General features: G+C 66.8%; 21 protein-coding genes and 3 tRNA genes. 6 read left to right on the plus strand and 18 right to left on the minus strand.

Translation table 11 applies throughout. The features are described from left to right. Positions 1–66 precede the first annotated feature (66 nt). From rpoC to rplJ, 4 genes are all read right to left on the minus strand, one after another. The gene (rpoC, locus tag ABEG18_RS15405) at positions 67–4,260 is read right to left on the minus strand and encodes a DNA-directed RNA polymerase subunit beta' (protein ID WP_406853937.1); all 4,194 of its coding nucleotides are present in this window, start codon (positions 4,258–4,260) and stop codon (positions 67–69) included. Positions 4,261–4,400: 140 nt separating this feature from the next. After that, positions 4,401–8,522: a DNA-directed RNA polymerase subunit beta gene (gene rpoB / locus ABEG18_RS15410; RefSeq protein WP_406853938.1), complete on the minus strand. Its 4,122-nt coding sequence runs from the start codon at positions 8,520–8,522 to the stop codon at positions 4,401–4,403. Positions 8,523–8,781: 259 nt separating this feature from the next. Further along, positions 8,782–9,156, minus strand: coding sequence for a 50S ribosomal protein L7/L12 (rplL, locus tag ABEG18_RS15415; RefSeq protein WP_406853939.1), 375 nt, complete (start codon positions 9,154–9,156; stop codon positions 8,782–8,784). A gap of 63 nt (positions 9,157–9,219) precedes the next feature. Further along, positions 9,220–9,735 carry a 50S ribosomal protein L10 gene (gene rplJ, locus ABEG18_RS15420; protein ID WP_406853940.1) on the minus strand — a complete coding sequence of 172 codons (516 nt, stop codon included), beginning with the start codon at positions 9,733–9,735 and terminating at the stop codon, positions 9,220–9,222. Between the two features lie 589 nt (positions 9,736–10,324). Between rplJ and ABEG18_RS15425 the strand changes: the two genes are divergently transcribed. Continuing rightward, complete coding sequence (locus tag ABEG18_RS15425; protein ID WP_406853941.1) at positions 10,325–11,317, plus strand: DUF4105 domain-containing protein; 993 nt, start codon at positions 10,325–10,327, stop codon at positions 11,315–11,317. A 24-nt stretch (positions 11,318–11,341) separates the two neighbouring features. On the opposite strand, the gene ABEG18_RS15430 is transcribed toward ABEG18_RS15425, so the two are convergent. The 5 genes from ABEG18_RS15430 to secE all read right to left on the minus strand — a co-directional run bounded on the left by ABEG18_RS15430 (position 11,342) and on the right by secE (position 13,967). Next, a complete protein-coding gene (locus ABEG18_RS15430) occupies positions 11,342–11,569 on the minus strand; it encodes a hypothetical protein (protein ID WP_406853942.1) in 228 nt (75 codons plus the stop codon). Between the two features lie 210 nt (positions 11,570–11,779). Beyond that, entirely contained in the window at positions 11,780–12,496 is a 717-nt protein-coding gene (rplA, locus tag ABEG18_RS15435) for a 50S ribosomal protein L1 (RefSeq protein WP_406853943.1), read from the minus strand. A 2-nt stretch (positions 12,497–12,498) separates the two neighbouring features. Next, complete coding sequence (gene rplK / locus ABEG18_RS15440; protein ID WP_406853944.1) at positions 12,499–12,945, minus strand: 50S ribosomal protein L11; 447 nt, start codon at positions 12,943–12,945, stop codon at positions 12,499–12,501. Between the two features lie 278 nt (positions 12,946–13,223). After that, entirely contained in the window at positions 13,224–13,754 is a 531-nt protein-coding gene (nusG, locus tag ABEG18_RS15445) for a transcription termination/antitermination protein NusG (protein ID WP_406853945.1), read from the minus strand. A 15-nt stretch (positions 13,755–13,769) separates the two neighbouring features. Next, on the minus strand, positions 13,770–13,967 hold the full coding sequence (gene secE, locus ABEG18_RS15450) for a preprotein translocase subunit SecE (RefSeq protein WP_406853946.1): 198 nt from the start codon (positions 13,965–13,967) through the stop codon (positions 13,770–13,772). Positions 13,968–14,210: 243 nt separating this feature from the next. On the opposite strand from secE, the gene ABEG18_RS15455 reads away from it, so the two are divergent. Beyond that, positions 14,211–15,374, plus strand: coding sequence for a glycosyltransferase (locus ABEG18_RS15455; RefSeq protein ID WP_406853947.1), 1,164 nt, complete (start codon positions 14,211–14,213; stop codon positions 15,372–15,374). A gap of 57 nt (positions 15,375–15,431) precedes the next feature. Next, positions 15,432–16,688, plus strand: a complete 1,257-nt coding sequence (locus ABEG18_RS15460; RefSeq protein ID WP_406853948.1) for a glycosyltransferase family 87 protein — start codon at positions 15,432–15,434, stop codon at positions 16,686–16,688. Between the two features lie 42 nt (positions 16,689–16,730). Here the strand turns inward: ABEG18_RS15460 and ABEG18_RS15465 are convergent. From ABEG18_RS15465 to ABEG18_RS15490, 6 genes are all read right to left on the minus strand, one after another. After that, positions 16,731–16,807, minus strand: a tRNA-Trp gene (locus ABEG18_RS15465). Positions 16,808–16,989: 182 nt separating this feature from the next. Then, complete coding sequence (gene tuf / locus ABEG18_RS15470; RefSeq protein ID WP_406853929.1) at positions 16,990–18,180, minus strand: elongation factor Tu; 1,191 nt, start codon at positions 18,178–18,180, stop codon at positions 16,990–16,992. A 147-nt stretch (positions 18,181–18,327) separates the two neighbouring features. Then, positions 18,328–18,401: transfer RNA gene (locus ABEG18_RS15475), tRNA-Gly, on the minus strand. Between the two features lie 106 nt (positions 18,402–18,507). Then, positions 18,508–18,789, minus strand: coding sequence for a hypothetical protein (locus tag ABEG18_RS15480; protein WP_406853949.1), 282 nt, complete (start codon positions 18,787–18,789; stop codon positions 18,508–18,510). Between the two features lie 60 nt (positions 18,790–18,849). Next, a tRNA-Tyr gene (locus ABEG18_RS15485) sits at positions 18,850–18,934 on the minus strand. A gap of 169 nt (positions 18,935–19,103) precedes the next feature. Next, entirely contained in the window at positions 19,104–20,360 is a 1,257-nt protein-coding gene (locus tag ABEG18_RS15490; RefSeq protein WP_406853950.1) for a glycosyltransferase family 87 protein, read from the minus strand. Positions 20,361–20,529: 169 nt separating this feature from the next. Between ABEG18_RS15490 and rlmB the strand changes: the two genes are divergently transcribed. Further along, positions 20,530–21,471 carry a 23S rRNA (guanosine(2251)-2'-O)-methyltransferase RlmB gene (rlmB, locus tag ABEG18_RS15495; protein WP_406853951.1) on the plus strand — a complete coding sequence of 314 codons (942 nt, stop codon included), beginning with the start codon at positions 20,530–20,532 and terminating at the stop codon, positions 21,469–21,471. A gap of 23 nt (positions 21,472–21,494) precedes the next feature. Here rlmB and ABEG18_RS15500 read toward each other — a convergent pair whose 3' ends face one another. Further along, positions 21,495–22,121: a hypothetical protein gene (locus ABEG18_RS15500; protein ID WP_406853952.1), complete on the minus strand. Its 627-nt coding sequence runs from the start codon at positions 22,119–22,121 to the stop codon at positions 21,495–21,497. 576 nt (positions 22,122–22,697) lie between these two features. Here ABEG18_RS15500 and ABEG18_RS15505 point away from each other — a divergent pair. Then, positions 22,698–24,383 carry an MFS transporter gene (locus ABEG18_RS15505; RefSeq protein ID WP_406853953.1) on the plus strand — a complete coding sequence of 562 codons (1,686 nt, stop codon included), beginning with the start codon at positions 22,698–22,700 and terminating at the stop codon, positions 24,381–24,383. Between the two features lie 114 nt (positions 24,384–24,497). Here ABEG18_RS15505 and ABEG18_RS15510 read toward each other — a convergent pair whose 3' ends face one another. Both ABEG18_RS15510 and ABEG18_RS15515 read right to left on the minus strand, forming a co-directional pair. Further along, entirely contained in the window at positions 24,498–24,860 is a 363-nt protein-coding gene (locus ABEG18_RS15510) for a hypothetical protein (protein WP_406853954.1), read from the minus strand. 152 nt (positions 24,861–25,012) lie between these two features. Continuing rightward, positions 25,013–25,234, minus strand: a complete 222-nt coding sequence (locus tag ABEG18_RS15515; RefSeq protein WP_406853955.1) for a hypothetical protein — start codon at positions 25,232–25,234, stop codon at positions 25,013–25,015. A gap of 287 nt (positions 25,235–25,521) precedes the next feature. Here ABEG18_RS15515 and ABEG18_RS15520 point away from each other — a divergent pair, with 287 nt between their 5' ends. Then, positions 25,522–26,781: an extracellular solute-binding protein gene (locus ABEG18_RS15520; protein WP_406853956.1), complete on the plus strand. Its 1,260-nt coding sequence runs from the start codon at positions 25,522–25,524 to the stop codon at positions 26,779–26,781. Positions 26,782–26,791: the final 10 nt, after the last annotated feature.

Here is a 26,791-nt window from a genome sequence, read left to right on the forward strand (position 1 = left end):
CCATCGCTGAAAACAAAAAGGCCGGCCCGAGGGCCGGCCTTTGTCAAGGGTGGTCGACGGCCCGGATCACTCGGCCGCCTGGGGTCCTTCGATCGCCGGCTGGTTGGCGGGCGTCGGGGTCTGGGACTCCGTCGCCTGCTGCGCCAGGATCATCTCGTCACGACGGGTCGCCACCTCGCGCAGGCGGCTCATCATCGCGCCGGTGCCGGCCGGGATGAGGCGGCCGACGATGACGTTCTCCTTCAGGCCGCCAAGATCGTCGGTCTTGCCGTTGACCGCCGCCTCGGTGAGGACGCGGGTGGTCTCCTGGAACGAGGCCGCCGAGATGAAGGACCGGGTCTGCAGGCTGGCCTTGGTGATGCCGAGGAGCACGGGATGGCCGGTGGCCGGGCGCTTGCCCTCCGCCACGAGCTTCACGTTCACCTCGTCCATCTCGACCTTGTCGACCTGCTCGTTGGCCAGGTACTCCGACTCGCCCGGATCGTCGATCTCGACCTTCTGCAGCATCTGGCGAACGATCACCTCGATGTGCTTGTCGTTGATGTTCACGCCCTGCAGCCGGTAGACCTCCTGGATCTCGTTGACCAGGTAGGCGGCGAGTTCCTCGACGCCCTTGATCGCCAGGATGTCGTGCGGCGCCGGGTTGCCGTCGACGATGTAGTCGCCCTTTTCGACGACGTCCCCGTCCTGCAGGTAGATGTGCTTGCCCTTCGGGACGAGATACTCGACCGTCTCGGAGCCATCCGCCGGCGTGAGCGTGATGCGGCGCTTGTTCTTGTAGTCGCGGCCGAACTGGATCGTGCCGGACTTCTCGGCGATGATCGCGGCTTCCTTCGGCCGACGCGCCTCGAACAGCTCCGCCACGCGCGGCAGACCGCCCGTGATGTCGCGGGTCTTGGCGCTCTCCATCGAGATACGCGCGACGATGTCGCCCGCCTTGATCTGCTGGCCCGGGTCGGCCGCGATGATCGCGTCGACCGGCAGCAGATAGCGCGCCTCGCCGCCGCGCGGCAGCTTCAGCACCTTGCCCTTGCCGTCCTGCAGGGTGATCGCCGGACGCAGGTCCGCCGAGCGGGTGTTGGTCCGCCAGTCGGTGACGACGCGCTTGGTGATGCCCGTCGACTCGTCCGCCGTCTCCACCACCGAGGCGCCCTCGACGAGGTCCTCATAGGCCACGAAGCCGTCCACCTCGGTCACGATCGGCCGGGTGTAGGGATCCCACTCGGCGATGCGCTGGCCGCGCTTGATGGTGTCGCCCTCATCGACCTTGAGGCGCGCGCCGTACTGGATGCGGTGCACGGCCCGCTCCGCTCCGTCCGGCCCCACGATGACGACCGCGATGTTCCGGGCGATCGCGATGAGTTCGCCTTCCGAGTTGCGCGCCACGTTGCGGTTGCGCATCCGCACCGTGCCCTCGAAGTTGGACTCGATGAAGGACTGGTCGGCGATCTGCGCCGCGCCGCCGATGTGGAAGGTGCGCATCGTGAGCTGGGTGCCCGGCTCGCCGATCGACTGCGCCGCGATGACGCCGACGGCCTCGCCCATGTTGACGGGCGTGCCACGGGCGAGATCGCGCCCATAGCAGGTGCCGCACACGCCGTCGGCCGTCTCGCAGGTGAGGACCGAGCGGATCTTCACCTCCTGGATGCCGGCCGCGTTGATGCGGTCGATGTGCCACTCTTCGATCATCGTGCCCTTCGGTACGATGATCTCGCCCGCCTGGTCGACGAGGTCCTCGGCCGCGGTGCGGCCCAGGATACGGGTGGCCAGCGACGCGACCACCTGGCCGGCGTCGATGATGGCGCGCATGCGGATGCCGTTGTCGGAGCCGCAATCCCGCTCGTTGATGATCGAGTCCTGGGCCACGTCGACGAGGCGGCGAGTCAGGTAGCCCGAATTCGCGGTCTTCAAGGCGGTGTCGGCGAGGCCCTTGCGGGCGCCGTGCGTCGAGTTGAAGTACTCGAGCACGTCCAGGCCTTCCTTGAAGTTCGAGATGATCGGGGTCTCGATGATCTCGCCCGACGGCTTGGCCATGAGGCCGCGCATCGCCGCGAGCTGCTTCATCTGCGCGGGCGAACCACGGGCGCCGGAGTGCGACATCATGTAGATGGAGTTGATCGGCTTGGTGCGGCCGTTCTCGTCCTTCTGCACGGCCGAGATGCGGCCCATCATCTCCTGCGCCAGGCGGTCCGAGCACTTGGCCCAGGCGTCGACGACCTTGTTGTACTTCTCGCCCTGGGTGATCAGGCCGTCGTTGAACTGCTGCTCGTAGTCCTTGGCGAGCGCGCGGGTCTCGTCGACGATCTCCCACTTGTTCTCCGGCACCACCATGTCGTCCTTGCCGAACGAGATGCCGGCCTTGAACGCATTGGTGAAGCCGAGCTGCATGGTGCGATCGCAGAAGATGACCGTCTCCTTCTGACCGCAGTTGCGGTAGACGGTGTCGATCATGTTCGAGATCTCCTTCTTCGTCATGAGCTTGTTCACGACGTCGAAGGTCACCTTGCCGTGCTTGGGCAGAAGCTGCCCCAGCATCGCGCGGCCCGGAGTGGTGTCGTAGATCTTGGTGTAGGGCTTGCCGTCATTGTCGACGGAGCTATAGCGGTACTTGATCTTGCTGTGCACCGTGACGGCCTTGGCCGCGATGGCGTGCTCGATCTCGCCCATCTCGGCGAACATCATGCCCTCGCCCGGCTCGCCGTCCGAAATCAGCGAGAGGTAGTAAAGCCCGAGCACGATGTCCTGCGACGGCACGATGATCGGCTGGCCGTTCGCGGGGTGCAGGATGTTGTTGGTCGACATCATCAGCACGCGCGCTTCCAGCTGCGCCTCAAGGGACAGCGGGACGTGCACGGCCATCTGGTCGCCATCGAAGTCGGCGTTGAAGGCCGCGCAGACGAGCGGATGAAGCTGGATCGCCTTACCCTCGATGAGGGTGGGCTCGAACGCCTGGATGCCCAGGCGATGCAGCGTCGGCGCGCGGTTCAGCATCACGGGATGCTCGCGGATGACCTCGTCCAGGATGTCCCAGACTTCCGGCTTCTCCTTCTCGACCAGCTTCTTGGCCTGCTTGACGGTCGCCGACAGGCCCTTGGCGTCGAGCCGTGAATAGATGAACGGCTTGAACAGCTCGAGCGCCATCTTCTTCGGCAGGCCGCACTGGTGCAGCTTCAGCTCGGGGCCGACCACGATGACCGAGCGGCCGGAGTAGTCGACGCGCTTGCCGAGCAGGTTCTGGCGGAAGCGGCCCTGCTTGCCCTTCAGCATGTCGGCGAGCGACTTCAGCGGACGCTTGTTGGCGCCCGTGATGACGCGGCCGCGGCGGCCGTTGTCGAACAGCGCGTCGACGGCCTCCTGCAGCATGCGCTTTTCGTTGCGGATGATGATGTCCGGCGCGCGCAGCTCGATCAGCCGCTTGAGGCGGTTGTTGCGGTTGATGACGCGGCGGTAGAGGTCGTTCAGGTCCGAGGTCGCGAAGCGGCCGCCGTCGAGCGGGACCAGCGGGCGCAGGTCCGGCGGGATCACCGGGACGACCGTCAGGATCATCCACTCGGGCTTGTTGCCCGACTGGATGAAGGCCTCGATGATCTTCAGGCGCTTGGCCAGCTTCTTGGGCTTCAGCTCGGTCTTGGAGGCCGCGATCTCGACGCGCAGGTCGGCGGCGGTCTTCTCCAGGTCGAGCGCGCGCAGGATCTCGCGGATCGCTTCCGCGCCGATCAGCGCGGTGAAGGAGTCCTCGCCATACTCGTCCTGGGCCCGCAGATACTCTTCCTCATTGAGGAGCTGGTGCTCCTTCAGCGGGGTGAGGCCGGGCTCGATGACCACGTAGTTCTCGAAATACAGGATGCGCTCGAGGTCCTTGAGCGGCATGTCGAGCAGCAGGCCGATGCGCGACGGCAGCGACTTCAGGAACCAGATATGCGCGACCGGGGCGGCGAGCTCAATATGGCCCATCCGCTCGCGGCGCACGCGCGACAGCGTCACCTCGACGCCGCACTTCTCGCAGATGACGCCCTTGTACTTCATGCGCTTGTACTTACCGCACAGGCACTCGTAGTCCTTGATCGGACCGAAGATGCGCGCGCAGAACAAGCCGTCACGCTCGGGCTTGAACGTCCGGTAGTTGATGGTTTCGGGCTTCTTGATCTCGCCGAAGGACCACGACAGGATCTTCTCGGGGCTCGAGATGGAGATCTTGATCTGATCGAAGGTCTGAGGCTGAGCCACGGGGTTGAAGAGATTCATGACCTCTTGATTCATCGCCGTCTCCTGGCTCTGCGGAGATCCGCCGCCGCCGCGGTGGGGATCTGCCGGAACAATTCTTCAGTGGCGTCGGGCGGCCGTCCGCCCGGCGGTGTCGGGGCGCGCGCGGGGATCGCGCGGCGCCCTGTCGTTGTCGTTTATTCGGCCGCCTCGGACGGCGGGAGGTCGTTCGCCGCCTTCTTGGAGTTGGTGAGCTCCACGTTGAGGCCCAGCGAGCGCATTTCCTTGACGAGCACGTTGAAGCTCTCCGGGATGCCCGCCTCGAAGGTGTCGTCGCCGCGCACGATCGCCTCGTAGACCTTGGTGCGGCCCGCGACGTCGTCCGACTTGACGGTCAGCATCTCCTGCAGGGTGTACGCCGCCCCATAGGCCTCCAGCGCCCACACCTCCATCTCGCCGAAGCGCTGGCCGCCGAACTGCGCCTTTCCGCCCAGCGGCTGCTGGGTGACGAGGCTGTACGGACCGATCGACCGGGCGTGGATCTTGTCGTCCACCAGGTGATGCAGCTTCAGCATGTAGATGTAGCCGACCGTGACCTTGCGGTCGAAGGTCTCGCCGGAGCGGCCGTCATAGAGGGTGACCTGGCCGGACTGGTTGAGGCCAGCCTTCTCCAGCATCTCCTCGATGTCCTTCTCCTTGGCGCCGTCGAACACCGGCGTGGCGATCGGAACGCCGCGCCGCAGGTTCTCGCCGAGCGTCACGAGCCCCTCGTCGTCCAGCGACTGGATGGTCTCGTGGTCGCCATAGACGTCGTTCAGCGTGTCCTTCAGCTGGCCGATGCCGGCCGCGCGCCGATAGGCGTCGACCGCATCGCCGATCTTCTTGCCGAGGCCCGCGCAGGCCCAGCCCATATGGGTCTCGAGGATCTGCCCGACATTCATGCGCGACGGCACGCCCAGCGGGTTGAGCACGATGTCCACATGGGTGCCGTCCTCCAGGAACGGCATGTCTTCGATCGGAACGATGCGCGAGACGACGCCCTTGTTGCCGTGCCGGCCGGCCATCTTGTCGCCCGGCTGGATCTTGCGCTTCACGGCGACGAAGACCTTGACCATCTTCATCACGCCGGGGGGAAGCTCGTCGCCGCGCTGCAGCTTCTCGACCTTGTCGAGGAACCGCTGCTCGAGACCCTTCTTCGCCTCGTCGTACTGCTTGCGCATGGCCTCCAGGTCGGACATCACGGCGTCGTCCGACACCGCGTAGGTCCACCACTGAGACCGCGGCGACTGGTCCAGCGCCTCGCGGGTGATCTCGGACTCCTTCTTGAAGCCCTTGGGACCCGCGATGCCGAACTGCCCGAGCAGCGTCTCGCCGAGCCGCGCATAGACGTTGCGGTCGAGGATCGCGAGCTCGTCGTCGCGGTCCTTCGCGAGACGCTCGATCTCCTCGCGCTCGATCGCCTGCGCGCGCTCGTCCTTGTCCACGCCGTGGCGGTTGAACACGCGCACTTCCACGATCGTGCCCTGCACGCCCGGGGGCACGCGGAGCGAGGTGTCGCGGACGTCGGACGCCTTCTCGCCGAAGATGGCGCGCAGCAGCTTCTCTTCCGGCGTCATCGGGCTTTCGCCCTTCGGGGTGATCTTGCCGACGAGGATGTCGCCCGCATTCACTTCCGCGCCGATATAGACGATGCCGGCTTCGTCGAGGTTCTTCAGCGCCTCTTCCGACACGTTCGGAATGTCGCGCGTGATCTCCTCGGGCCCGAGCTTGGTGTCGCGGGCCATCACCTCGAACTCCTCGATGTGAATCGAGGTGAACACGTCCTCCTTGGCGATCCGCTCGGAGAGCAGGATCGAGTCCTCGAAGTTGTAGCCGTTCCACGGCATGAACGCGACGAGCACGTTGCGCCCGAGCGCCAGCTCGCCCAGCTCCGTCGAGGGGCCGTCGGCGATGATGTCGCCCTTGCGGACCACGTCGCCCACCGACACCAGCGGCTTCTGGTTGATGCAGGTGTTCTGGTTGGAACGCTGGAACTTCATCAGGCGGTAGATGTCGACGCCCGACTTCGACGGATCGAGGTCGTCCGTGGCGCGGATGACGATGCGGGTGGCGTCCACCTGGTCGATCACGCCGGCCCGGCGGGCCGCGATCGCCGCGCCGGAGTCGCGCGCCACGATGGCTTCCATGCCGGTGCCCACGAAGGGGGCGTCGGCGCGGACCAGCGGCACGGCCTGGCGCTGCATGTTGGAGCCCATGAGGGCGCGGTTCGCGTCGTCGTTCTCCAGGAACGGGATGAGCGCGGCCGCCACCGAGACGAGCTGCTTGGGCGACACGTCCATGTAGTCCACGCGGTCCACTGGCACGACGATGACGTCGCCGGCGTGACGCACGACCACGAGATCCTCAGTCAGCTTGCCGGCGGCGTCCACCGACACGTTCGCCTGGGCGACGTAGTGCTTTCCCTCCTCCATGGCGGACATGTAGACCACCTCGGAGGTGAGTTCGCCGTCCTTTACCTTGCGGTAGGGGCTCTCGATGAAGCCATACTTGTTGACGCGCGCGAAGGTCGCCAGCGAGTTGATCAGACCGATGTTCGGGCCTTCCGGCGTCTCGATCGGGCAGATGCGGCCGTAATGCGTCGGATGCACGTCGCGCACCTCGAAGCCGGCGCGCTCGCGCGTCAGGCCGCCCGGTCCAAGGGCCGACAGGCGGCGCTTGTGGGTGATCTCCGACAGCGGGTTCGTCTGGTCCATGAACTGCGACAGCTGCGAGGAGCCGAAGAACTCGCGCACGGCGGCAGCCGCCGGCTTCGCGTTGATCAGGTCCTGCGGCATCACGGTGTCGATGTCGACGGACGACATGCGCTCCTTGATGGCGCGCTCCATGCGCAGCAGGCCGACGCGGTACTGGTTCTCCATGAGCTCGCCGACCGAGCGCACGCGGCGGTTGCCGAGATGGTCAATGTCGTCGATCTCGCCCTTGCCGTCGCGAAGATCCACGAGGCCGCGCACCACCGCGACGATGTCGGCCTTGCGCAGGATGCGCACCGTGTCCTCGGCGTCGAGGTCCAGGCGCATGTTCATCTTCACGCGGCCCACGGCCGAGAGGTCGTAGCGCTCCGCGTCGAAGAACAGCGAGTGGAACATGGCCTCGGCGGTGTCGACCGTCGGCGGCTCGCCCGGGCGCATCACCCGGTAGATGTCGAACAGCGCCTCTTCGCGCGAGGAGTTCTTGTCCACCGCCAGCGTGTTGCGGATATACGGGCCGATATTGACGTGGTCGATGTCGAGCACCGGGATCTCGTCGAAACCGGCGTCGATCAGGGCCTTCAGCGACTTCTCCGAGATCTCCTCGCCGGCCTCGGCGAAGATCTCGCCGGTCGACGGATTGACCAGGTCCTCGGCGATGTACTGGCCGTAGAGGTCCTCGTCGGTCGCCCGCAGGGCCTTGACGCCCTTCTCGGCGATGAGGCGGGCCGAACGCACGGTCAGCTTCTTGCCGGCTTCGAGCACCAGCTCGCCGCTGTCGGCGTCGATAAGGTCGTTGACGACCTTCATGCCCTTCATCCGCTCGGCGTCGAAAGGCACGCGCCAGCCGGACTTCTCGCGGGTGTAGGGCACGTGCTTGTAGAACGTGCTCAGGATCTCCTCGCCGTCCATGCCGAGCGCATAGAGCAGCGACGTCGCCGGGATCTTCCGGCGCCGGTCGATGCGGGCGTACACGATGTCCTTGGCGTCGAACTCGATGTCGAGCCAGGAGCCGCGATACGGGATGATGCGGGCGGCGAACAGGAGCTTGCCCGAGGAATGGGTCTTGCCCTTGTCATGGTCGAAGAACACGCCCGGCGAACGGTGCATCTGCGAGACGATGACGCGCTCGGTGCCGTTGACGATGAAGGTGCCGTTCGACGTCATGAGCGGCATGTCGCCCATGTAGACGTCCTGCTCCTTGATGTCCTTGACGGACTTGGCGCCGGTGTCGGGGTCCACATCGAACACGATGAGGCGCAGCGTCACCTTGAGGGGAGCCGCGAAGGTCATGCCGCGCTGGCGGCACTCGTCGACGTCGTATTTCGGCTGCTCGAACGTGAACTTGACGAATTCCAGCAAGGACGCGCCCGAAAAATCGGAGATCGGGAACACGGACTTGAAGACGGACTGCAAGCCTTCGTCCGGACGTCCGCCCGCAGGTTCCTCGACCTGGAGAAACTGGTCGTAGGACGCCTTCTGAACCTCGATGAGGTTCGGCATCTCCGCGACCTCGCGGATATGTCCGAAGAACTTGCGCACACGCTTCCGGCCGGTGAACGTCTGAGCCATCTCGTTCCTCACTCCTTCGGATCGACCGCCCCGTCATCCCCCGCATGGCGCCGCAGCCCATGCCGGTCGGTGTCGGCGTCCGTGATATCGGCCTTCCGGCCCTGCCTGGTCCGCCCGGCGCCGCAGCGGCCAACGGTTGACGGAACCGCTGGTCGTGGTCGCCTCGACGGCAAGAAGGTCCCGGGGCGACGGGCCCCGGGACCGCGACGCAGCCGCTAGGCTGCGCGTTCGACGACGCGCCGCATGCGCGGCGCGCGGATTACTTGAGCTCGACCTTGGCGCCGGCCTTCTCGAGCTGCTCCTTGAGCTTGTTGGCCTCTTCCTTCGAGACCGACTCCTTCACGGGCTTCGGAGCGCCTTCGACCAGGTCCTTGGCCTCCTTGAGGCCGAGGCCGGTGATCGCGCGGACCTCCTTGATGACCTCGATCTTCTTCTCGCCGGCGGCGGCGAGGACGACCGTGAACTCGGTCTGCTCCTCGGCGGCCGGAGCCGCGGCGCCGGCGGCCGGAGCGGCGACCGCCACGGCGGCGGCGGCGGAGACGCCCCACTTCTCTTCGAGGAGCTTCGCGAGCTCGGCGGCCTCGAGAACGGTCAGGGACGAGAGCTCGTCAACGAGCTTGGACAGATCAGCCATAGTTGTACTTCCTTGGAGTTGGTGTTCGAACCAGCTTCTGGTGCGAGATGGGACGGAACGGCCTTACGCCGCGTCTCTCTTGGCATAGGCTCCGAACACGCGGGCGAGCTTGGCCGCCGGCGCGGTGGAGAGCTGAGCGATCTTCGTCGCCGGAGCCTGGATGAGGCCGACGAGCTTGGCGCGCAGTTCGTCCAGGGACGGCATCGTGGCCAAAGCCTTGACGCCATCCGTGTTCAGAGCGGTCTTACCCATCGCTCCGCCAAGAATCACGAGCTTGTCGTTGGTCTTGGAGAAGTCGACGGCGACCTTGGCAGCCGCAACGGGGTCGCTGCTGTAAGCCAGCAGCGTGGGGCCCTTCAGGAGGGCTCCGATCGAAGCGACGTCCGTGCCTTCGAGAGCGATCTTGGCGAGGCGGTTTTTCGCCACCTTCACGGATGCGCCGGCCTGCTTCATCTGCGCGCGCAGCTTCTGCATGTCGGCGACCGTGAGGCCGGCGTAGTGGGCGACGACGACGACGCTGGTCTCGTTGAAGACCGTATTGAGCGTGCCGACGAGCTCACGCTTAGCCGCTTTTTCCACGGGGCTCTCTCCGGTTGGCGGGGACAGATGTCCCGCCGGTTGCTGAATGCCGCCTTCCGGGCGAGCCCGGCCGACGACGCTTCCGACGTGCCTGTCCCCGGATCTGGACCGCCTCGCGGCGACCCCTACCCGGTCTGAAGGTTCGAACCAACTCAGGACCTTGCGGTCCCCAAAACTGGTCTTCCCCGTCTGTGCAGGCCCGCACGGCCGAAGCCGCTTGAATTATGCTCATCCGAAGATGAGGCGCCTGCAGTCTCGGACAGGACATGGCCGGCCAAGACCAGAGGGTTTCCCCTTGGGCTTGCCGGCCGTCCCGGCCAGTTACCTGACCGGAAACTTGGACGTGCAAAACGGGCCAAAAGGCATGATCTGCACGCGATGTCTGGAACTCATCGAGTGTCCATAGACGCTTTGGACACGAATGCCAAGCGCAAAAGGCGAAACAATGAACGTGTTCCACAGGGCGGCGGCGGCGCAACGCCACAGGCCCAGGGGCGAAACGGTCGCGATGAGGCGCCGGAAAGCCGATATGGACCCTGCGCTTTGCCGAATCAAGGCCTCGCGGGTCTGATAGGCGACGGAGAACGGCATGAGACGCGCGGCGGGCCTGCTCCTGATCGTGACTTCGACGCTCGCGACGCTGGGCATGGCGGCGTGGGGCGCCCTGGCGCTCTGGTTTCAGGCCCCCTTCGGCGAGGCGGGCCGCGCCGCGCCGCCGGCGATCTGGACGATCGCCGTCGTGGTCCTGCTGGCCATGGCGCTTCGCGGCCGCGCCCGGTTCGCCTGGCCGGCGCTGGCCGGCCTCGCCGTGGCGATCCTGGCCTGGTGGTCGACGATCCTGCCCTCCAACGACCGCGACTGGGCGCCCGACGTCGCCCGAACCGTCACCGCCCGCGTCGAGGGCTCCACGCTGGTGGTCGAGAATGTGCGCGATTTCGTCTGGCGCACCGACGAGGACTTCGACGAGCGGTGGGAGACACGCCGCTACGACCTCGACCGCATCGCCGGCGCCGACCTCTTCCTGTCCTACTGGGCTGGCGAAGCCATCGCCCACGCCATCGTGAGCTTCGCCTTCGACGGGTCCCCTCCCCTGGCCTTCTCCATCGAGATCCGACGCCGGCGCGGCGAGCAGTTCTCGTCCGTGGCGGGCTTTTTCCGACGCTACGAACTCGCCTTCATCGCCGCCGACGAACGCGACGTGGTCAAGGTGCGGGCCACGGTTCGCCACGAGGACGTGCGGCTCTACAGGATCGACATCCGGCCCCAGACCGCCCGGCGGCTGCTGATGTCCTATGTGGCCATGGCCAACGAGGCGGCGGCGAGCCCGCGCTGGTACAACTCGCTCACGACCAACTGCACGACCGTGATCTTCGGCATGGCCCGGGTGCTGGATCCCGGCGTCCCGCGCGACTGGCGCGTGCTCTTCTCGGGCTATCTGCCCGGCTATCTATACGACGCCGGCTTCCTGCGCCGTGACGCGCCGCTGAAAAGCCTCGTCGCCCAATCGCACATCGCCGCAAAAGCGCCAGGGCCGGCGGACGACCCGGACTTCTCCCGCCGCATCCGCGAAGGCGTCCGGTAGGCGCGATCTGCGGCGCGGACGCGCTCAGCTGGGGACGCGGGCGACCTTCTTGACCGGCCCGCGCGAGCGGCCCGACTTCTCGGCGATCTCGCGATCCTGCGCCTCGATGATGGCGCGGATCTCCTTGTCGGCGTCGAGGCTGCTGACGGCCTCCCGCGGCACCTTGCGGTTCGAGCTCAGGGTCCCGTCCTCATAGGTGACGTTATAGAGCACGAACTCCGAATCGTTCTGCTTCTTGCTCTTCTTGGCCATGGCGCTGCTCTTGGGTTCGAGGGGGCGAAACCCGGCCGCCGAAGCCGGAGGCCGGAACGCATGGGAGGGTCCGCGGCCAGAACCGCCCGGCTGACCCGGCGGTTCCGGAGCCTTCAGCGTGCACATGGGAGCCAGGGTTTGTGCAAGCGCCGGAAACGAAAAGGGCCCCACCGAAGCGAGGCCCTTCTCCATTCGAGAGCGGTCAGGCGATCAGGCGTTGGCCTGGGTCGCTCCGCCGATGACGCTGGACGGGTCGATCTTGACGCCCGGGCCCATCGTCGAGGAGATCGCGATGCGCTGCACATAGGTGCCCTTCGCGCCGGCCGGCTTGGCGCGCGACACGGCGTCGGCGAAAGCGCGGATGTTCTCGATGAGCTTGTCGGCGTCGAACGAGGCCTTGCCGACGCCGGCGTGCACGATGCCCGCCTTCTCGACGCGGAACTCGACGGCGCCGCCCTTGGCGGCCTTCACCGCGCCGGCGACGTCCGGGGTCACGGTGCCGACCTTCGGGTTCGGCATCAGGCCGCGCGGGCCGAGCACCTTACCCAGGCGGCCGACGAGCGGCATCATGTCCGGGGTCGCGATGCAGCGGTCGAAGTCGATCTTGCCCGAGTTGATGATCTCGACGAGATCCTCGGCGCCGACGATGTCGGCCCCGGCGGCCCTCGCCTCGTCGGCCTTGCCGCCGCGCGCGAACACGGCGACGCGGACGTCGCGGCCCGAGCCGTTCGGCAGGTTGCAGACGCCGCGGACCATCTGGTCGGCGTGACGCGGATCGACGCCGAGATTCATCGCGACTTCGATCGTCTCGTCGAACTTGGCCGTGGCGCGCTCCTTGACGAGGCTCACGGCGTCGGAGATCGGGTACAGCTTGACCCGGTCGATGCCCTCACGGGTGGAGCGGACGCGCTTTGCAATCTTCGCCATGATCAACCCACCACCTCGAGGCCCATGGAACGGGCGGAGCCTTCGATCATCTGCGCGGCCGACTCGATGGTCGAGCAGTTGAGGTCAGGCATCTTCTTTTCGGCGATCTCGCGGATCTGCTCGCGCGTCACCTTGCCGATGAAGCCGCGGCCCGGGGTCTTGTGCCCGGAAGCGGGCTTCTTGCCGAGCTTGAGATTGGCCGCCCGCTTCAGGAAGTAGGTGACCGGAGGCTGCTTCATCTCGAACGTGAAGGAGCGATCCTGATACGCGGTGATGACCACCGGGATCGGGGTGCCCTTCTCCATCTGCGCGGTGCGCGCATTGAAGGCCTTGCAGAATTCCATGATGTTCAGGCCGCGCTGACCCAGCGCAGGTCCGATCGGGGGCGACGGGTTCGCCGCGCCGGCCGGAACCTGAAGCTTCACGTAGCCCGTGATCTTCTTCGCCATGATGGCTGCTCCTCGGAAGACCGGCGGCCCTCTCGGGAACGCCGGCTGGCGCGGTCGGGCGATGGGCCCTCCGCGCCGGGTTTGCAGTTCGCGGTGCGGCATGGTCTCCCGGCTGGCGACCGGGCATGCCTCCCGCAGTGGAACGCCCCGGCGAACCGGGGCGTGGATCGCCCCGGCGAACCGGGGCGCGTCTCCCTAGCCGACACGGCCGGGAAATTCAAGCAAAGGGTCGGGCCATCTCGCGAGGACGAGCGAACCGGCGATCCCGCGGCGAAGCCTCAGACCTTCTCCACCTGGGCGTATTCGAGCTCCACCGGGGTGGCGCGCCCGAAGATCGAGACCGCGACCTTGAGGCGGGCGCGGCTCTCGTCGACCTCCTCGACCACGCCGTTGAACGACGCGAAGGGCCCATCGGACACGCGCACCTGTTCGCCGATCTCGAAGGCTATGGAGGGCTTCGGACGCTCGACGCCGTCGGCCACCTGGCCCTTGATGCGCTCGGCTTCGCGATCGGGGATCGGCATCGGCTTCTTGTCGGTGCCGAGGAAGCCCGTCACCTTCGGGGTGTTCTTGATGAGATGGTAGACGTCGTCCGTCATGTCGCACTTCACCAGCACGTAGCCGGGGAAGAACTTGCGCTCGGTGTCGATCTTGCGACCGCGGCGCACCTCGACGACCTTCTCGGTCGGCACCATCACCTCCTCGAACTTCTCCTCGAGATGGCGCTGGGCGGCCTGATCCCGGATCGACTGCGCGACCTTGTTCTCGAAGTTCGAATAGGCGTGGACGATGTACCAGCGCATGGCCATGACGCGCGTTTCTCCTTACCGCCCTACGCCGAGCACGAGCGCGACGATCCAGCGGATGATCATATCGGAAAACAGGAAGAACACGCTCGCCAGGACGACCATGAGGAACACCATGCCGGTGGTCACCAGGGTTTCCTTGCGGGTCGGCCAAGTGACTTTCTCGGCCTCGGAGCGGACCTGCTGGATGAATTCGAACGGACTGGTCTTGGCCATGCACACCACCGGAAGCGTGAGGCGGCAAGACCGCCCCGTCCTCTCGACCAAGCGCTCGGGGGCCGGGTGGCCGCGAGAACACGAAACGTCTTGGGAAGAGCCGACCGATTAGGGCAAAGCGACGCGCGGGTCAAGCGATCGCCGCGACGCCTTCACGCTTCCGCAAGGATGTTGGCGGGATCGGGGGCTGAAGGCGGCTCCCGTTTTGTCGATTGTTAAGCGGTGCGGCCCCATGCTGCGCTCATGACGAAAGACATTGCAGCGGCCGCTTCGATGCGGCTCCCGAACGCAGTCCCGGCCGGCGCCTCCGCGCCTCTGCGGACCCTGCCGCCGATTCTGACCGTTGTGGTCCCGACCTACAATGAGCGCCAGAATCTCCGTGAACTCGTCAACCGGCTGCATGTGGCGCTGGACGGGGTCAACTGGGAGATGGTGTTCGTCGACGACGACAGTCCGGACGGGACGTCCGCGCTCGCCAAGAGCCTGTCGCGTCGCGACAGCCGGATCCGGTGCCTGCGGCGGGTCGGCCGTCGCGGCCTGTCCGGCGCCTGCATCGAAGGCATCCTGTCCTCGGCTGCGCCCTACGTCGCCGTGATCGACGGCGATCTGCAGCATGACGAGACGCTCCTGCCGAAGATGCTGACGGAGTTGCGCGAGGACCGCTGCGAGATCGTGGTGGGCAGCCGCTTCGTCGAAGGCGGCGCGGCGGACGCGGGCTTCAACGCGACGCGCCAGGTCATCAGCAAGCTGGGCCGGCGCTTCGCGCAAGCCGTGCTGCGCACCGCGGTCAAGGACACGATGAGCGGCTTCTTCATGCTCCGGCGCGAGGTCGTCGAGGACGCCGCGCCCCAGCTTTGCCCGGAAGGATTCAAGATCTTGGCTGACATCCTGGCCTCGAGCCCCGAGACGACGCGCGTCAAGGAACTCGGATACGAGTTCCGCCAGCGTCACGCCGGAGTATCCAAGTTCGACGCCAAAGTGGCGCTCGATTTCCTTGGCCTCATCGTCAGCAAGCTGACCCGCGGGGTCGTGCCGGTCAGCTTCGTCAGCTTCCTGCTGGTCGGCGGCGTCGGCGTCGTGCTCCACCTGGCCGCCCTGAAAGTGGCGCTTCTGGCGGGCCTGACATTCTTCGCCGCCCAGACGCTGGCGACCCTCGTCGCCATGGCGTGCAACTTCGTGGTCAATAATCTGACCACCTACCGCAACGCCCGCCTGCGCGGCTGGGCCTGGCTGCGCGGGCTGGCGATGTTCTGCGGCATCTGCTCGCTGAGCGCGCTCGCCAATATCGGGGTCGCCACTTGGCTGTTCGAGCACGATCAGACCTGGTGGGCGGCAGGCCTCGCCGGCATCGTCATGGGAGCGACCTGGAACTACGCCGTCAGCGCCCGCCTCGTCTGGCGCAAGTGACGCGTCAGTCGCCTTCTCCCGCCCCAAACACCCGCAACCGACGCTGACGAGGCCGCCATGGGCATGACCGCAACCCGTAGTGCGATTTGGGCCGACCTCTCCGTCTGGCTCAGAAAGGACCGGCCTTTCGACGAAAAAATCGCGCTGAGATTTTGCATCCTGGTCGGAGTGGCGGCGTGGTTCGGCGCGTTCATTCTTCCCGCGATGCAATGGGATAAAACGGTCGACTTCGGCTGGCATCGATATCTCGGGACCGATTTCCTAAGCTTCTACTCCGCCTCCGATCTCGCTTTGGCGGGCCGGCCGGCGGACGTGTACGACATGGACAAGCACAGCGCGGCCCAACTTGCGGTCTTTCCGAAAGGCGATGGCTACTACGCCTTCTTTTACCCGCCGCTGTTCCTGCTGATCTGCTACCCGCTCGCCAAGCTCTCTTATTTCGCGGCGCTCGCGGCCTGGCTGACCCCGCCCATGGGTGCGTGCTTCGCGATGCTGCGCCGCTGGGCCCCGAGCGGACTGAGCATTTGGCATCTGGCGAGCCTTCCGGCCGTCATGATGACCATTGCGCACGGGCAGAACGCCTTTCTCACCACCGTTCTGCTGGGAGGGGCGTTCCTGATCCTAGACCGTCGGCCGGTTCTGGCCGGGATCCTGTTTGGAGCCCTGGCGTTCAAGCCGCATTTCGGCATCCTGATTCCGCTCGTCCTCGTCGCGTCCGGGCGGTGGCGCACGGTGTTTGCGGCGGCCGGAACGGTTGCGGCTTTCGCGCTGGCGTCCCTCGCCGTCTTCGGGCTGGAAACATGGCGAGCCTATCTGGTCCTCGCCCCCAAGGCCGCCTTGGCCCTGGAGCAGAATCATATCGGCGATGAGAAGATGCAGAGCGTCTTCGCCATGATGCGCATTCTGGGAAGCCCCGTTTCGCTCGCCTACGCCGCGCAGGGCGCAGTTGCGGTTGTCGTCGCCGCAACGGTGTTTTGGGTCGCCTGGAAGGTCCGCTCGCCGCGCGCTGTCGGTGCGGTGACGATCGCCGGCGCTCTTCTGATCACCCCTTTCATGCTGCGCTACGATCTCATGCTGCTCTCTGTCCCCATGCTCTGGATGTACAGCGAAGCGAAACGGACAGGGTTTCGGCCCAACGAGGCCGCGATCGGGATCCTGGCTTTCATGCTCCCGATGGCGCCGCTCGAGATTGCGCTTCACGGGCGCGTCCTGATCGCGCCGCTTGTGATCATCGCGCTGTTCGTGCTGGTCACCCGCCGCGCGCTCGGCTGGGTTGGGGTCGAACAGAATGGTCTCGTGCTAGCACGCGCCTGAACGTGAAAAGCCCCCGGACGCAGGTCCGAGGGCTTTTCGAATTGGCAGGGGCTGAGGGACTCGAACTCTCGACCTGCGGTTTTGGAGACCGCCGCTCTAACCAGCTGAGCTAAGCCCCTATGCGGCCGCCGCAGGCGGCCACGGCGCGTAGATGCCGCATCTTTGCGCCCGATGCAAGAGGGACCGCGTCTGCGGAAGCGTTTTTCGACGCGCCCCTGGCGCGCCGACCGGACCCTTGTCCTGATGCGAAAAGGGGATGCAGTTGCGTCCCCTTCCGACAAGCCTGACGGCGACGGGCCGCTTACGCGATGATGCTCGCCACCACGCCGGCGCCGACGGTGCGGCCGCCTTCACGGATGGCGAAGCGCAGCTTCTCCTCCATGGCGATGGGCGCGATCAGCTCGACTTCCATGGTGACGTTGTCGCCCGGCATCACCATCTCGGTGCCCTCGGGCAGCTTCACCATGCCGGTCACGTCCGTCGTGCGGAAATAGAACTGCGGACGGTAGTTGGTGAAGAACGGCGTGTGGCGCCCGCCCTCCTCCTTGGTCAGGATGTAGGCCTCGGCCGTGAACTTCGTGTGCGGCTTCACCGAGCCGGGCTTGGCCAGAACCTGGCCGCGCTCGACGTCCTCGCGCTTGGTGCCGCGCAGCAGGCAGCCGACATTGTCGCCCGCCTCGCCCTGGTCGAGCAGCTTGCGGAACATCTCCACGCCCGTCACCGTCGTCTTCACGGTCGCCTTCAGGCCGATGATTTCGATTTCCTCGCCCACCTTGACGATGCCGCGCTCGATGCGCCCCGTCACCACCGTGCCGCGGCCCGAGATCGAGAACACGTCCTCCACCGGCATCAGGAAGGGCTGGTCCTTCGGACGCTCCGGCTGCGGGATGTAGCTGTCGACCGCCTCCATCAGCTTCAGGATCGCGTCATGGCCGATCTCCGGCGTCTTGTTCTCCAGCGCCGCCAGCGCCGAGCCCTTGACGATCGGGATGTCGTCGCCCGGGAAGTCGTACTTGGCCAGGAGCTCGCGCACCTCCAGCTCGACCAGCTCCAGGAGCTCCGGGTCGTCGACCATGTCGACCTTGTTCATGAACACCACCAGCGCCGGAACGCCGACCTGGCGAGCCAGCAGGATGTGCTCGCGCGTCTGCGGCATCGGGCCGTCGGCCGCCGACACCACCAGGATCGCGCCGTCCATCTGCGCCGCGCCCGTGATCATGTTCTTCACATAGTCGGCGTGCCCGGGGCAGTCGACATGCGCGTAGTGGCGGTTCTTCGTCTCGTACTCCACGTGAGCCGTCGAGATCGTGATGCCGCGCGCCTTCTCTTCCGGCGCCTTGTCGATCTGGTCATACGCCGTGAACGTGGCCCCGCCCGACTCGGCCAGAACCTTCGTGATCGCCGCCGTCAGCGACGTCTTGCCGTGGTCGACGTGACCAATCGTGCCGATGTTGCAGTGCGGCTTAGTCCGCGCGAATTTTTCCTTGGCCATGGCCGTGTCTCAGTCCTCGACAGCCGGACGACGCCGGCAAGGGTGATCAAACGGGCGTGCGATTAGAGCGTTTTGCTCAAAACCGCAAGCGCGACGCACGCAAACGCGCCCGACCGCAGGATCGCCAGTTCTCGTGAGGGTGAAGATTGGAGCGGGTGAAGGGAATCGAACCCTCGTATTCAGCTTGGAAGGCTGCTGCTCTACCATTGAGCTACACCCGCCCGCGGCGCGGTTTATGCCGTGTCTGGCTGCGCTTGGCAATGGGGGACGGCCGCACCGGGCGCAGGCCCCGCGATCCTTCCCGGCGCCTCGCCGCGGCCTCCCCGCCTACCGCCGCAGCGCCGCCAGGCAGGGTCCCGCGGCCTCCGCAGAGGCCCTGGCGCTGGCCCTGGCGACCTTGCCTTGCATGACGAGCGACTTGACCTTTCCGATCAGGAACGCCTTCAGGTCCGTCGCCCCGGCCGCCCCGGAGGCGCTGGCGTCGTAGATCAGGCGCGGCTCCGGTCCAAGCTGCGAGGCGCAGGATTCGGCCTGCCGCGCGTCGGCTCGGGCCGCGATGGCCCCAGTCAGGCAAGCGGCGACGATGACGGCGGGGAGAAGGATGCGCATGGTTCGCAGTCTAGCCGACCCATCCTCGGCGCCGGAAAGGTGGCCAACCGGGAGGGGAAATGGTGGAGGAGGTAGGACTCGAACCTACGAAGGCTTAGCCAGCGGATTTACAGTCCGCCCCCTTTGCCGCTCGGGACACTCCTCCACGCCCGGATCCGTGCGCGAAGGAACGCTACACGAGACGCGGAACAGTCGCACCGCCCGGGGTCCGTCTGCGGGGCGTCTTATGGTGGCCGCTCGCCGCACTGTCAACACTCAAAAGACGAAGCCACAGGCGCGGCCGGGATTTTTCCCGAGCCCTCCGGCGCCGCCGCTCACGCGGCCGACGTTTCGGCCCTCGGTGCCGCGCTCCGGGCGGGAAATCCGCCGCCGACGTGATTCGATGCGAGGCCGGGCGACGTCCCCGTCAGCGCCCGCTGCGCGACGACCGCGAACAGGAAGCCGTTCAGCAGCGGCGCCAGCAGGACATCCGTGCTCTGGGCGAATTCCGGCGGGATCATCGGCGTCATGAAGGAGAGCGCGACGACCGCGAGCTCGCCTGGACGAAAGCCGCTCTCCAATCCGGCCTTCACCAGCCAGATGAGCGGGATGGCGAGCAGCATCAGGTCATAGCGCAACAGGAAGGGCGTGGTCAGGAGCGATCCCGACGCCAGCAAGGCGCCCATGGCCAACGTGTCCGCCCGCTTGCGGCGCGCCGCCACGACGACCAGGGCGGCGACGCCGAGACCCGCCAGGGTCTGGACGCCATAGCCGATGGCTGTGGACGCCCCCAGGCTGCGCGCCATCATGAAGAGGCTCTGCATCTTGCCGGTATGGACATGCCTGGTCTCCAGGAAGAGCTTCGCCGACTCCTGGATGCCCGCATAGCCGGCCCAGACGTCGCCGCCGAACGCCAGAGTGGTCGCGAGCGCCAGGGCCAGCACGGTCGTGACCGCCCAAAGGATCGTCGACCAGCGTCCCATCGCCAGCAGATAGATCGGGAAGAGAAGCCCGAGATGCGGCTTGATCGCCAGGAGGCCGATGAACACGCCCGCGAGCGCCGGACGCTTGTCGAGATACAGGATGGCGGCGCCGAACAGCGCGGTCGTCAGAAAGGCGTTCTGGCCATGGACGATCGTGATCGTGACTGCGGGAAACAGGAGGATCGCCAGAACGTCGATCTGCGGCGGGGCCCACCGGCGCAGCACCCAGACGCATGGCGCCAGGGTCGCCAGGCACCAGACGACCGCCGAGGTCAAATAGGGCAGCAACCCCAGCGGCGCGACGGCCAGCAGGAACATCGGCGGGTAGAAGAACTGATAATAATCCGCCAGCGGCCCCAGCGCGCAAACCTGGGCGGCCTTGTGCAGAGCGACGTCATAGACGCTCGCCGGCCGGCCATCGAGGATCAGCAAGGACGCGCCATAGAAACTCGAGAAATCGGTCCCGATGAAGGCCTGGTTGCGCAGACCAAGGGGAAGCGCCATGACCGCCATCCGGTCCATCAGCTTGGCGCTGACCACCGTCCCACCCACGAGCAGGACGAAGCTGCGCGCGATCCAGAGCGCCTGGCGCGCCGTGAGGGCTTTCATGCAGGATAACCTTCCAGCGAGAGCGGCGCAGGCGCCTCAAGCCCGAAGTCTCCTCCAGTCGGCTGAAAATGACGTTAAGCGCCGTCTTGATATCGGGCAGGACACGCGAGGATCCGCACCGTTGCGCCTTGACTCCGTCCATGTCACACCCGGCCGCGAGGAGAACGACATGAGCAAACGCGGTTCGGGCAAACCACCGCAGCGGCCTGCGGCCGCCCAGGGCGGCTGGGATCCCCGCAAGGAGAGCCGCGGTCGCCCGAAGGACGACGGCCGCGCGGGTCGGCCGGGGCGCCCGGCGGACGCGCGTCCTGGCTCGGAACGTGCGCAGGCCGGACGCGAACCCTCGGGTCGCGACGCCGCGCGGCCGCGCAGGCCGGAGCGGGAGCAGGCCCCGCACGGGCGCCAGCGCCTCTATGGCTTCCACAGCGTCGCCGAGGCGCTGGGCAATCCGCGCCGGAAAGTCCATGCGGTCTTCGCCACCGAGAACGCGGCGCAGCGCCTCGCCCTCATGGTCCCGGATCCCAAGGTCGCGCCCGCCATCGTGGGCCCGGAGCAGATCGACCGCATGGTGGGCGAGGACTCGGTCCACCAGGGCGTGGTCGCCGAGGTCGAGCCGCTTCAGCCGCTGGACATCCACGACCTTCCGGAAGACGGGCTGGTGCTGGTGCTGGACCAGGTCACCGATCCGCACAATGTCGGCGCCATCCTGCGCAGCGCCGCGGCCTTCGGCGTCACCGCGCTGGTGATGACGGATCGGCATAGCCCGGAGGCCGTCGGAGTGCTCGCCAAGACGGCGTCGGGAGGCCTCGAGCATGTGCCGATCATGACGGTGGGCAATCTCGCCCAGGCCCTCACGGTCCTGGGGGACCTCGGCTATTGGCGCATCGGGCTGGATTCGGAAGGTCCGGTCGTCATGGAGCAGGCTGTCGCGACGCGTCCCATCGCGCTGGTGCTCGGCGCGGAAGGCAAGGGCTTGCGGCGCCTGACGCGCGAGCGCTGCGACGCGCTCGCGCGGCTGGACATGCCGGGCGCCATCAAGAGCCTGAACGTGTCCAACGCCGCCGCTGTGGCGCTCTACGCCATCACGAGGGCGCTCGGCGCCGCAGGCTGAGACAGGCCCGGAGCGTCTGCGGCTCAGCGCGCCGGGACGGAGATGATGCGCGGGCTCGCCCGGCCGCTGGCGAAGCCCTGGTCCACCCCGACCGTGACGATGCGGGCGGACGGCGCGACGCCGACGCGGGCGGCCAAACGGGGCGGCGCGCCTTCGAAGCCGTCGTCGATCGCATAGAACATCGGCGCCGCGGCCTCGGCGCTGTGATAACCCGCGACCCTCGGCAGATCGAACTTGGTGGGCAACTGCAACTCCGGCGTGGCCTCGAGCAGGCGCCCGTCGAGCAAGCCCGCCCCATAGGCCGGGGCGGCAGGACCGAAGCCGTAGCCATAGCCATAGCCATAGCCATAGCCGTACCCAGCGGCGTCGTAGAGGCCCCAGGCCCGGTCCCGGCGCCAGGGACGGCCGTGGTCGTGGCGCCACGCCTCCCGGCCATGGCCCCAGCGAGGACGATCCCACCCCTGCCCGGCTTTGCGCATTGCGACCGCGGCCCCAGGCCGAACCGGCGCGACGGCTCCCGGCGCCGTGGCGGAGGCGCGGACCGCGATGGAGCGCCCCGGGCCAGCGCCGGCTTGCGCGGGGAAGGCGGCGAAGGCGGCTGCGGCCGCGAGGGTCGATGCTCCCAAGATGAAACGCCAATTGGACTTCATCGAGTGACTCCTGAACGCAACGCCGCACATATCTTAACAAATAGTGTATGAACGCCTGAGTTCCCAGCGTTTTTTCCGTTCAGCCCGACCTGCCGCCGGCCGCAGCGGGCCCGACGCGGCTTTGGCGCGGATGCTCCTCTTCAAGCAAAACCATAGTCGCAAGACCAAAGCACGGCTGATCAGCCGGCGGGTCTCGGTCTATAAAGCCGATAGGGGCGGAGTTCCTGCCGAAGTTGATCGTCCTTGAGGACGGTCCCGCCGCGGCCGAAGTCCCCCTCTTCTAGACGAAGGTTGAATCCCGGGCTTCGTCGGGCTCCTGTATCGTCCATTCAACCGCCTCGGTGTGTGAATCCGAGTCGAACAAGAACAACGAAGCACCCGACCGGCGCGCCGGCGGGCGACTTGGGACAACGGCGCCGCTGCGGCGCATGTGGGGGAAAGACCCGGTTTGCGCTCCGTGGAGGCGACCGTGAACAACTTGGATCGCCAGTCCTGCTCATCGGACGCGCCCTCGCCGGCGCGCCTGGAGGGCGCACGCGTCCCGCAGGCTGGCAAGGGGAAAGCAAGGAGTAGGGCATGACCATGGCAGCCGCCCCCGCTGGGGCAGAACGCGTAAGGCCGATGACGGCCGACGAAAAGCGAGTGATCTTCGCATCATCGCTGGGCACAGTCTTCGAGTGGTACGACTTCTACCTTTACGGGTCGCTCGCCACGATCATCGGCGCGCAGTTCTTCAGCCAGTTCGATGAATCGACCCGCAACATCTTCGCGCTGCTGGCCTTCGCGGCCGGCTTCATCGTTCGCCCCTTCGGCGCTCTGGTGTTCGGGCGCATCGGCGATCTCGTCGGGCGCAAATACACCTTCCTGGTCACCATCCTGATCATGGGCCTGTCGACCTTCATCGTCGGCCTCCTGCCCAGCTCGACCTCCATCGGCATCGCGGCCCCGATCATTCTGATCGGCCTGCGCCTGCTGCAGGGCCTCGCGCTCGGCGGCGAATATGGCGGCGCCGCCACCTATGTGGCCGAGCACGCCCCCCAGGGCCGCCGCGGCTTCTACACGTCGTGGATCCAGACGACCGCGACGCTCGGCCTCTTCCTGTCGCTGCTGGTCATCCTGTTCACCCGCACCATCGCGGGCGAGCAGGCCTTTGCGGCCTGGGCCTGGCGCGTGCCGTTCCTGGTCTCCATCGCCCTCCTCGGCATCTCGGTCTGGATCCGGCTGCAGCTCAACGAGTCGCCCGCCTTCCAGAAGATGAAGGCCGAAGGCACCGTGTCGAAGGCTCCGCTGTCGGAGGCGTTCGGCCAGTGGAAGAACATGAAGGTCGTGATCATCGCGCTCGTCGGCCTCGTGGCCGGCCAGGGCGTCGTCTGGTACACGGGCCAGTTCTATGCGCTGTTCTTCTTGCAATCTATCCTGAAGGTCGACGGCTACACGGCCAACCTGCTGATCGCCTGGTCGCTGCTCATCGGCACCGGCGGCTTCGTCCTGTTCGGCTGGCTGTCGGACAAGATCGGCCGCAAGCCGATCATCCTCGCCGGCTGCCTGCTGGCCGCCCTCACCTACTTCCCGCTGTTCACGGCTCTGACCGGCTCCGCGAACCCGATGCTCGAGAAGGCGATCGAGACCGCCAAGGTCCAGGTCGTGGCCGATCCGGCCGATTGCGGCGACCTGTTCAATCCGGTCGGCACCCGCAAGTTCACGTCCTCCTGCGACGTCGCCCGCGACGCCCTCGCCAAGAGCGCCGTGAAGTATTCGACCACAGCCGGCCCGGCCGGACAGCCCGCCAAGATCAACGTCAACGGCACGGACGTGGCCGTGTTCGCGGATGGCAAGGCGTCGCCTGACCTCACCAAGAACCTGACGGCCGCCATCGTGGCCGCCGGCTATCCGAAGGCGGGCGATCCCAGCATCGTCAAGATGTCGCATCCCTTCGACATCTTCCGCCCGCAGCCCTTCAAGGTGATCGCGATCCTGTTCGTCCTCGTCGTCTATGTGACGATGGTGTACGGCCCGATCGCGGCGGCCCTGGTCGAGCTCTTCCCGACCCGCATCCGCTACACCTCCATGTCGCTGCCCTACCACATCGGCAACGGCTGGTTCGGCGGTCTTCTCCCCGCCACGGCCTTCGCCATGGTGGCCCAGACCGGCGATATCTATTACGGCCTCTGGTACCCGATCGTGATCGCGCTGATCACCTTCGTGCTCGGCCTGATCCTGGTCCCCGAGACCAAGGACCGCGACATCTACGCGGACGACTGATCGGCTTGGCCGCGGGCGGCTTTCCCCGCCCGCGGCTCACCCGGCGAACACTCATGAAAAAGGCCCCGCCGATCCGGCGGGGCCTTTTTCGTTCAGGATGATGCGCGGGCTTGCTCAGTAGTCGCAGACGGTCTGGCGGCGGACATCCCAGCCCCAGCCGGGGACCCAGACGCGCCGGCGCGTCTCGTAGCACTGGTTCACGGGTTCGGCGTAGGCCGGCGCGACGCCATAGGCCGGAGCGCCATAGACCGGAGCCGCGCCGTAGACGGGCGCCCCATAGGCCGGGCGCGAGCCGGCGATGGCGGCTCCGAGCGCCAGCCCGCCGACCGCCCCGATGGCGGCGGCCGCCCCGGGGTTGAAGCCGCGGCGATAGCCGTAGCGGTAGTAGTCAGCCGATGCCGGCGTGGCGGTGGCCGCCACCGTGGCCCCGATCGTCAGGGCCGCGAGCGCTCCGGCGATGATGCGATGGTGTCTCATTCTATGCTCCACTGTCCGCCCCAGGCGCCCTTCCGCATCGCGGCGGTCGGCCCGGAACCGGTCAACCAACGCTGGCACCCTAGAGCTTAGGGTCTGAACCCTGCATGAATGCTCTGAGGCCGGATTGTGGCGGACGCACCCGCGCCGGCCGGCTAGGGTCTCGACGCCGCCCGCTCGCGTTCCCGCTTGCTCGCCGCGACGCTACGCTGGCGCTCTCGGTCGATCCGCTCACGCTCAGCGCTCTTATGCATGATGCGCTTGGAATCCGCGATCACGACCCGCGCGCGATCGCAGGCTGCCTGGATTTGCGCGATGAGGTCCCGGGCCCGTTCAATCTCGGCGCGCGAGTCCGTGATCTCCTTGATCGAACGCATCAGCCAGCATACCGCATCTCAGCGGCGGCCCGACGTCGAACGCGTCCTGTTCGCGCAGATTCGCACCCAATTCGGCCCGACTACGCACTACTACGGAGAGTGTGGCGTCGCCGGTGCGCGATTCTGCTGCCCAAACTTCAACCCGCGCGAGCCCGGGCCGCCTTTTCCCCCTCGTACACCGCGCCCCGCGCACGACCGCTCACGCCATACAGATTTGAGTGGCGTACCTCAAATTCTGAGGTAAGGTCGCCGGCAGGGCGGGAAACGCCACTGCCGGGGAGGACGCGATGAGCATTTTGAGGCGCGCTGCGCTTGCGGCCGCGGGGCTTGTGATGACGGCCGGGTTGGCCGCCGCGCAGACCACCGTGAAGTGGCTCCACATCGAGGTGAACCCCAACCAGGTGAAGATCTGGGAGGAGGTCGCGCGCGACTTCGAGGCCAAGAACCCCGGCGTCAAGGTCGAGATGCAGTTCCTCGAGAACGAGGCCTACAAGGCCAAGCTCCCGACCATCCTGCAGTCGAAGGACCGCCCGCACATCATCTACAGCTGGGCCGGCGGCGTGCTGAAGTCGCAGGTTGAGGCCGGCGTGCTGGAGGACCTCACGGCGTCCATGCAGGGGTACAAGGACAACCTTGCGCCAGCAGCCGTCGCAGCCTTCACGGTGGACGGCAAGATCTACGGCGTGCCGCATGCGCAGTCGCAGGTCGGCTTCATGGTCAATAAGGAGCTCATGGCCAAGGGCGGCGTCGACCCGGCCGCGATCAAGACCTGGGACGACCTGCTCGGCGCCGTGAAGAAGCTCAAGGCTGCCGGCGTCACCCCCATCGTGGCGGGCGGCGCGGACAAGTGGCCGCTGCACTTCTACTGGACCAACCTCGCCGTGCGGCTGGGCGGCAAGCCGGCCTTCCAGGCCGCGCTGAAGGGCGAGAACGGCGGCTTCGCCGGGCCGGTGTTCCTGAAGTCGGGCGAGCTCTTCAAGCAGCTCGTCGACCTGCAGCCCTTCCAGAACGGCTTCCTCGGCTTCAAGAACCCGCAAGCGGTCGGCGCCTTCGGCGACGGCAAGGCCGCCATGATCCTGGCGATCAGCTCGTTCTACCACACGCAAAAGGCGCTCGCGGCCGACAAGAAGGGCATCGCGGACGACAACATCGGCTGGTTCGACTTCCCGACCGTGCCGGGCGGCCAGGGCGATCCCACCGACACGCTCGGCGGCATCAACGGCTGGCTGGTCACCAAGGGCGCTCCCAAGGAAGCGGTCGCCTTCCTGAAGCACTTCGTCTCGCTCGACGTGCAGAAGCGCCTCGCGGCCGGCAACTTCCTGATCCCGACCTTTAAGGGCGCCGAGGAAGGGCTCGCCAGCCCGTTCATGCGCCAGATCGCCGCCAACCTGGCGAAGTCCAAGTACCATCAGAACTTCTATGACCAGGACCTCGGCCCCAATGTCGGCCGCGTCGTGAACGACGCCACCACCGAGATGGCCGGCGGCTCCATGGACGCCAAGCAGGTTGCGCAGGCGATCCAGGACGCCGTGAGGCAGGGCAATTGAGCGCGTCGTG

It is taken from the genome of Alsobacter sp. KACC 23698 (assembly GCF_045348435.1).
GTDB lineage: Bacteria > Pseudomonadota > Alphaproteobacteria > Rhizobiales > Beijerinckiaceae > Alsobacter.

What these genes read in the sequence shown, in the direction of transcription:
- rpoC (WP_406853937.1), bottom strand. Translation starts at nt 4,260, where the DNA reads ATGAATCAAGAGGTCATGAATCTCTTCAACCCCGTGGCTCAGCCTCAG.
- rpoB (WP_406853938.1), bottom strand. Translation starts at nt 8,522, where the DNA reads ATGGCTCAGACGTTCACCGGCCGGAAGCGTGTGCGCAAGTTCTTCGGA.
- rplL (WP_406853939.1), bottom strand. Translation starts at nt 9,156, where the DNA reads ATGGCTGATCTGTCCAAGCTCGTTGACGAGCTCTCGTCCCTGACCGTT.
- ABEG18_RS15425 (WP_406853941.1), top strand. Translation starts at nt 10,325, where the DNA reads ATGAGACGCGCGGCGGGCCTGCTCCTGATCGTGACTTCGACGCTCGCG.
- ABEG18_RS15430 (WP_406853942.1), bottom strand. Translation starts at nt 11,569, where the DNA reads ATGGCCAAGAAGAGCAAGAAGCAGAACGATTCGGAGTTCGTGCTCTAT.
- rplA (WP_406853943.1), bottom strand. Translation starts at nt 12,496, where the DNA reads ATGGCGAAGATTGCAAAGCGCGTCCGCTCCACCCGTGAGGGCATCGAC.
- rplK (WP_406853944.1), bottom strand. Translation starts at nt 12,945, where the DNA reads ATGGCGAAGAAGATCACGGGCTACGTGAAGCTTCAGGTTCCGGCCGGC.
- nusG (WP_406853945.1), bottom strand. Translation starts at nt 13,754, where the DNA reads ATGGCCATGCGCTGGTACATCGTCCACGCCTATTCGAACTTCGAGAAC.
- secE (WP_406853946.1), bottom strand. Translation starts at nt 13,967, where the DNA reads ATGGCCAAGACCAGTCCGTTCGAATTCATCCAGCAGGTCCGCTCCGAG.
- ABEG18_RS15455 (WP_406853947.1), top strand. Translation starts at nt 14,211, where the DNA reads ATGACGAAAGACATTGCAGCGGCCGCTTCGATGCGGCTCCCGAACGCA.
- ABEG18_RS15460 (WP_406853948.1), top strand. Translation starts at nt 15,432, where the DNA reads ATGGGCATGACCGCAACCCGTAGTGCGATTTGGGCCGACCTCTCCGTC.
- tuf (WP_406853929.1), bottom strand. Translation starts at nt 18,180, where the DNA reads ATGGCCAAGGAAAAATTCGCGCGGACTAAGCCGCACTGCAACATCGGC.
- ABEG18_RS15480 (WP_406853949.1), bottom strand. Translation starts at nt 18,789, where the DNA reads ATGCGCATCCTTCTCCCCGCCGTCATCGTCGCCGCTTGCCTGACTGGG.
- ABEG18_RS15490 (WP_406853950.1), bottom strand. Translation starts at nt 20,360, where the DNA reads ATGAAAGCCCTCACGGCGCGCCAGGCGCTCTGGATCGCGCGCAGCTTC.
- rlmB (WP_406853951.1), top strand. Translation starts at nt 20,530, where the DNA reads ATGAGCAAACGCGGTTCGGGCAAACCACCGCAGCGGCCTGCGGCCGCC.
- ABEG18_RS15500 (WP_406853952.1), bottom strand. Translation starts at nt 22,121, where the DNA reads ATGAAGTCCAATTGGCGTTTCATCTTGGGAGCATCGACCCTCGCGGCC.
- ABEG18_RS15505 (WP_406853953.1), top strand. Translation starts at nt 22,698, where the DNA reads ATGACCATGGCAGCCGCCCCCGCTGGGGCAGAACGCGTAAGGCCGATG.
- ABEG18_RS15510 (WP_406853954.1), bottom strand. Translation starts at nt 24,860, where the DNA reads ATGAGACACCATCGCATCATCGCCGGAGCGCTCGCGGCCCTGACGATC.
- ABEG18_RS15515 (WP_406853955.1), bottom strand. Translation starts at nt 25,234, where the DNA reads ATGCGTTCGATCAAGGAGATCACGGACTCGCGCGCCGAGATTGAACGG.
- ABEG18_RS15520 (WP_406853956.1), top strand. Translation starts at nt 25,522, where the DNA reads ATGAGCATTTTGAGGCGCGCTGCGCTTGCGGCCGCGGGGCTTGTGATG.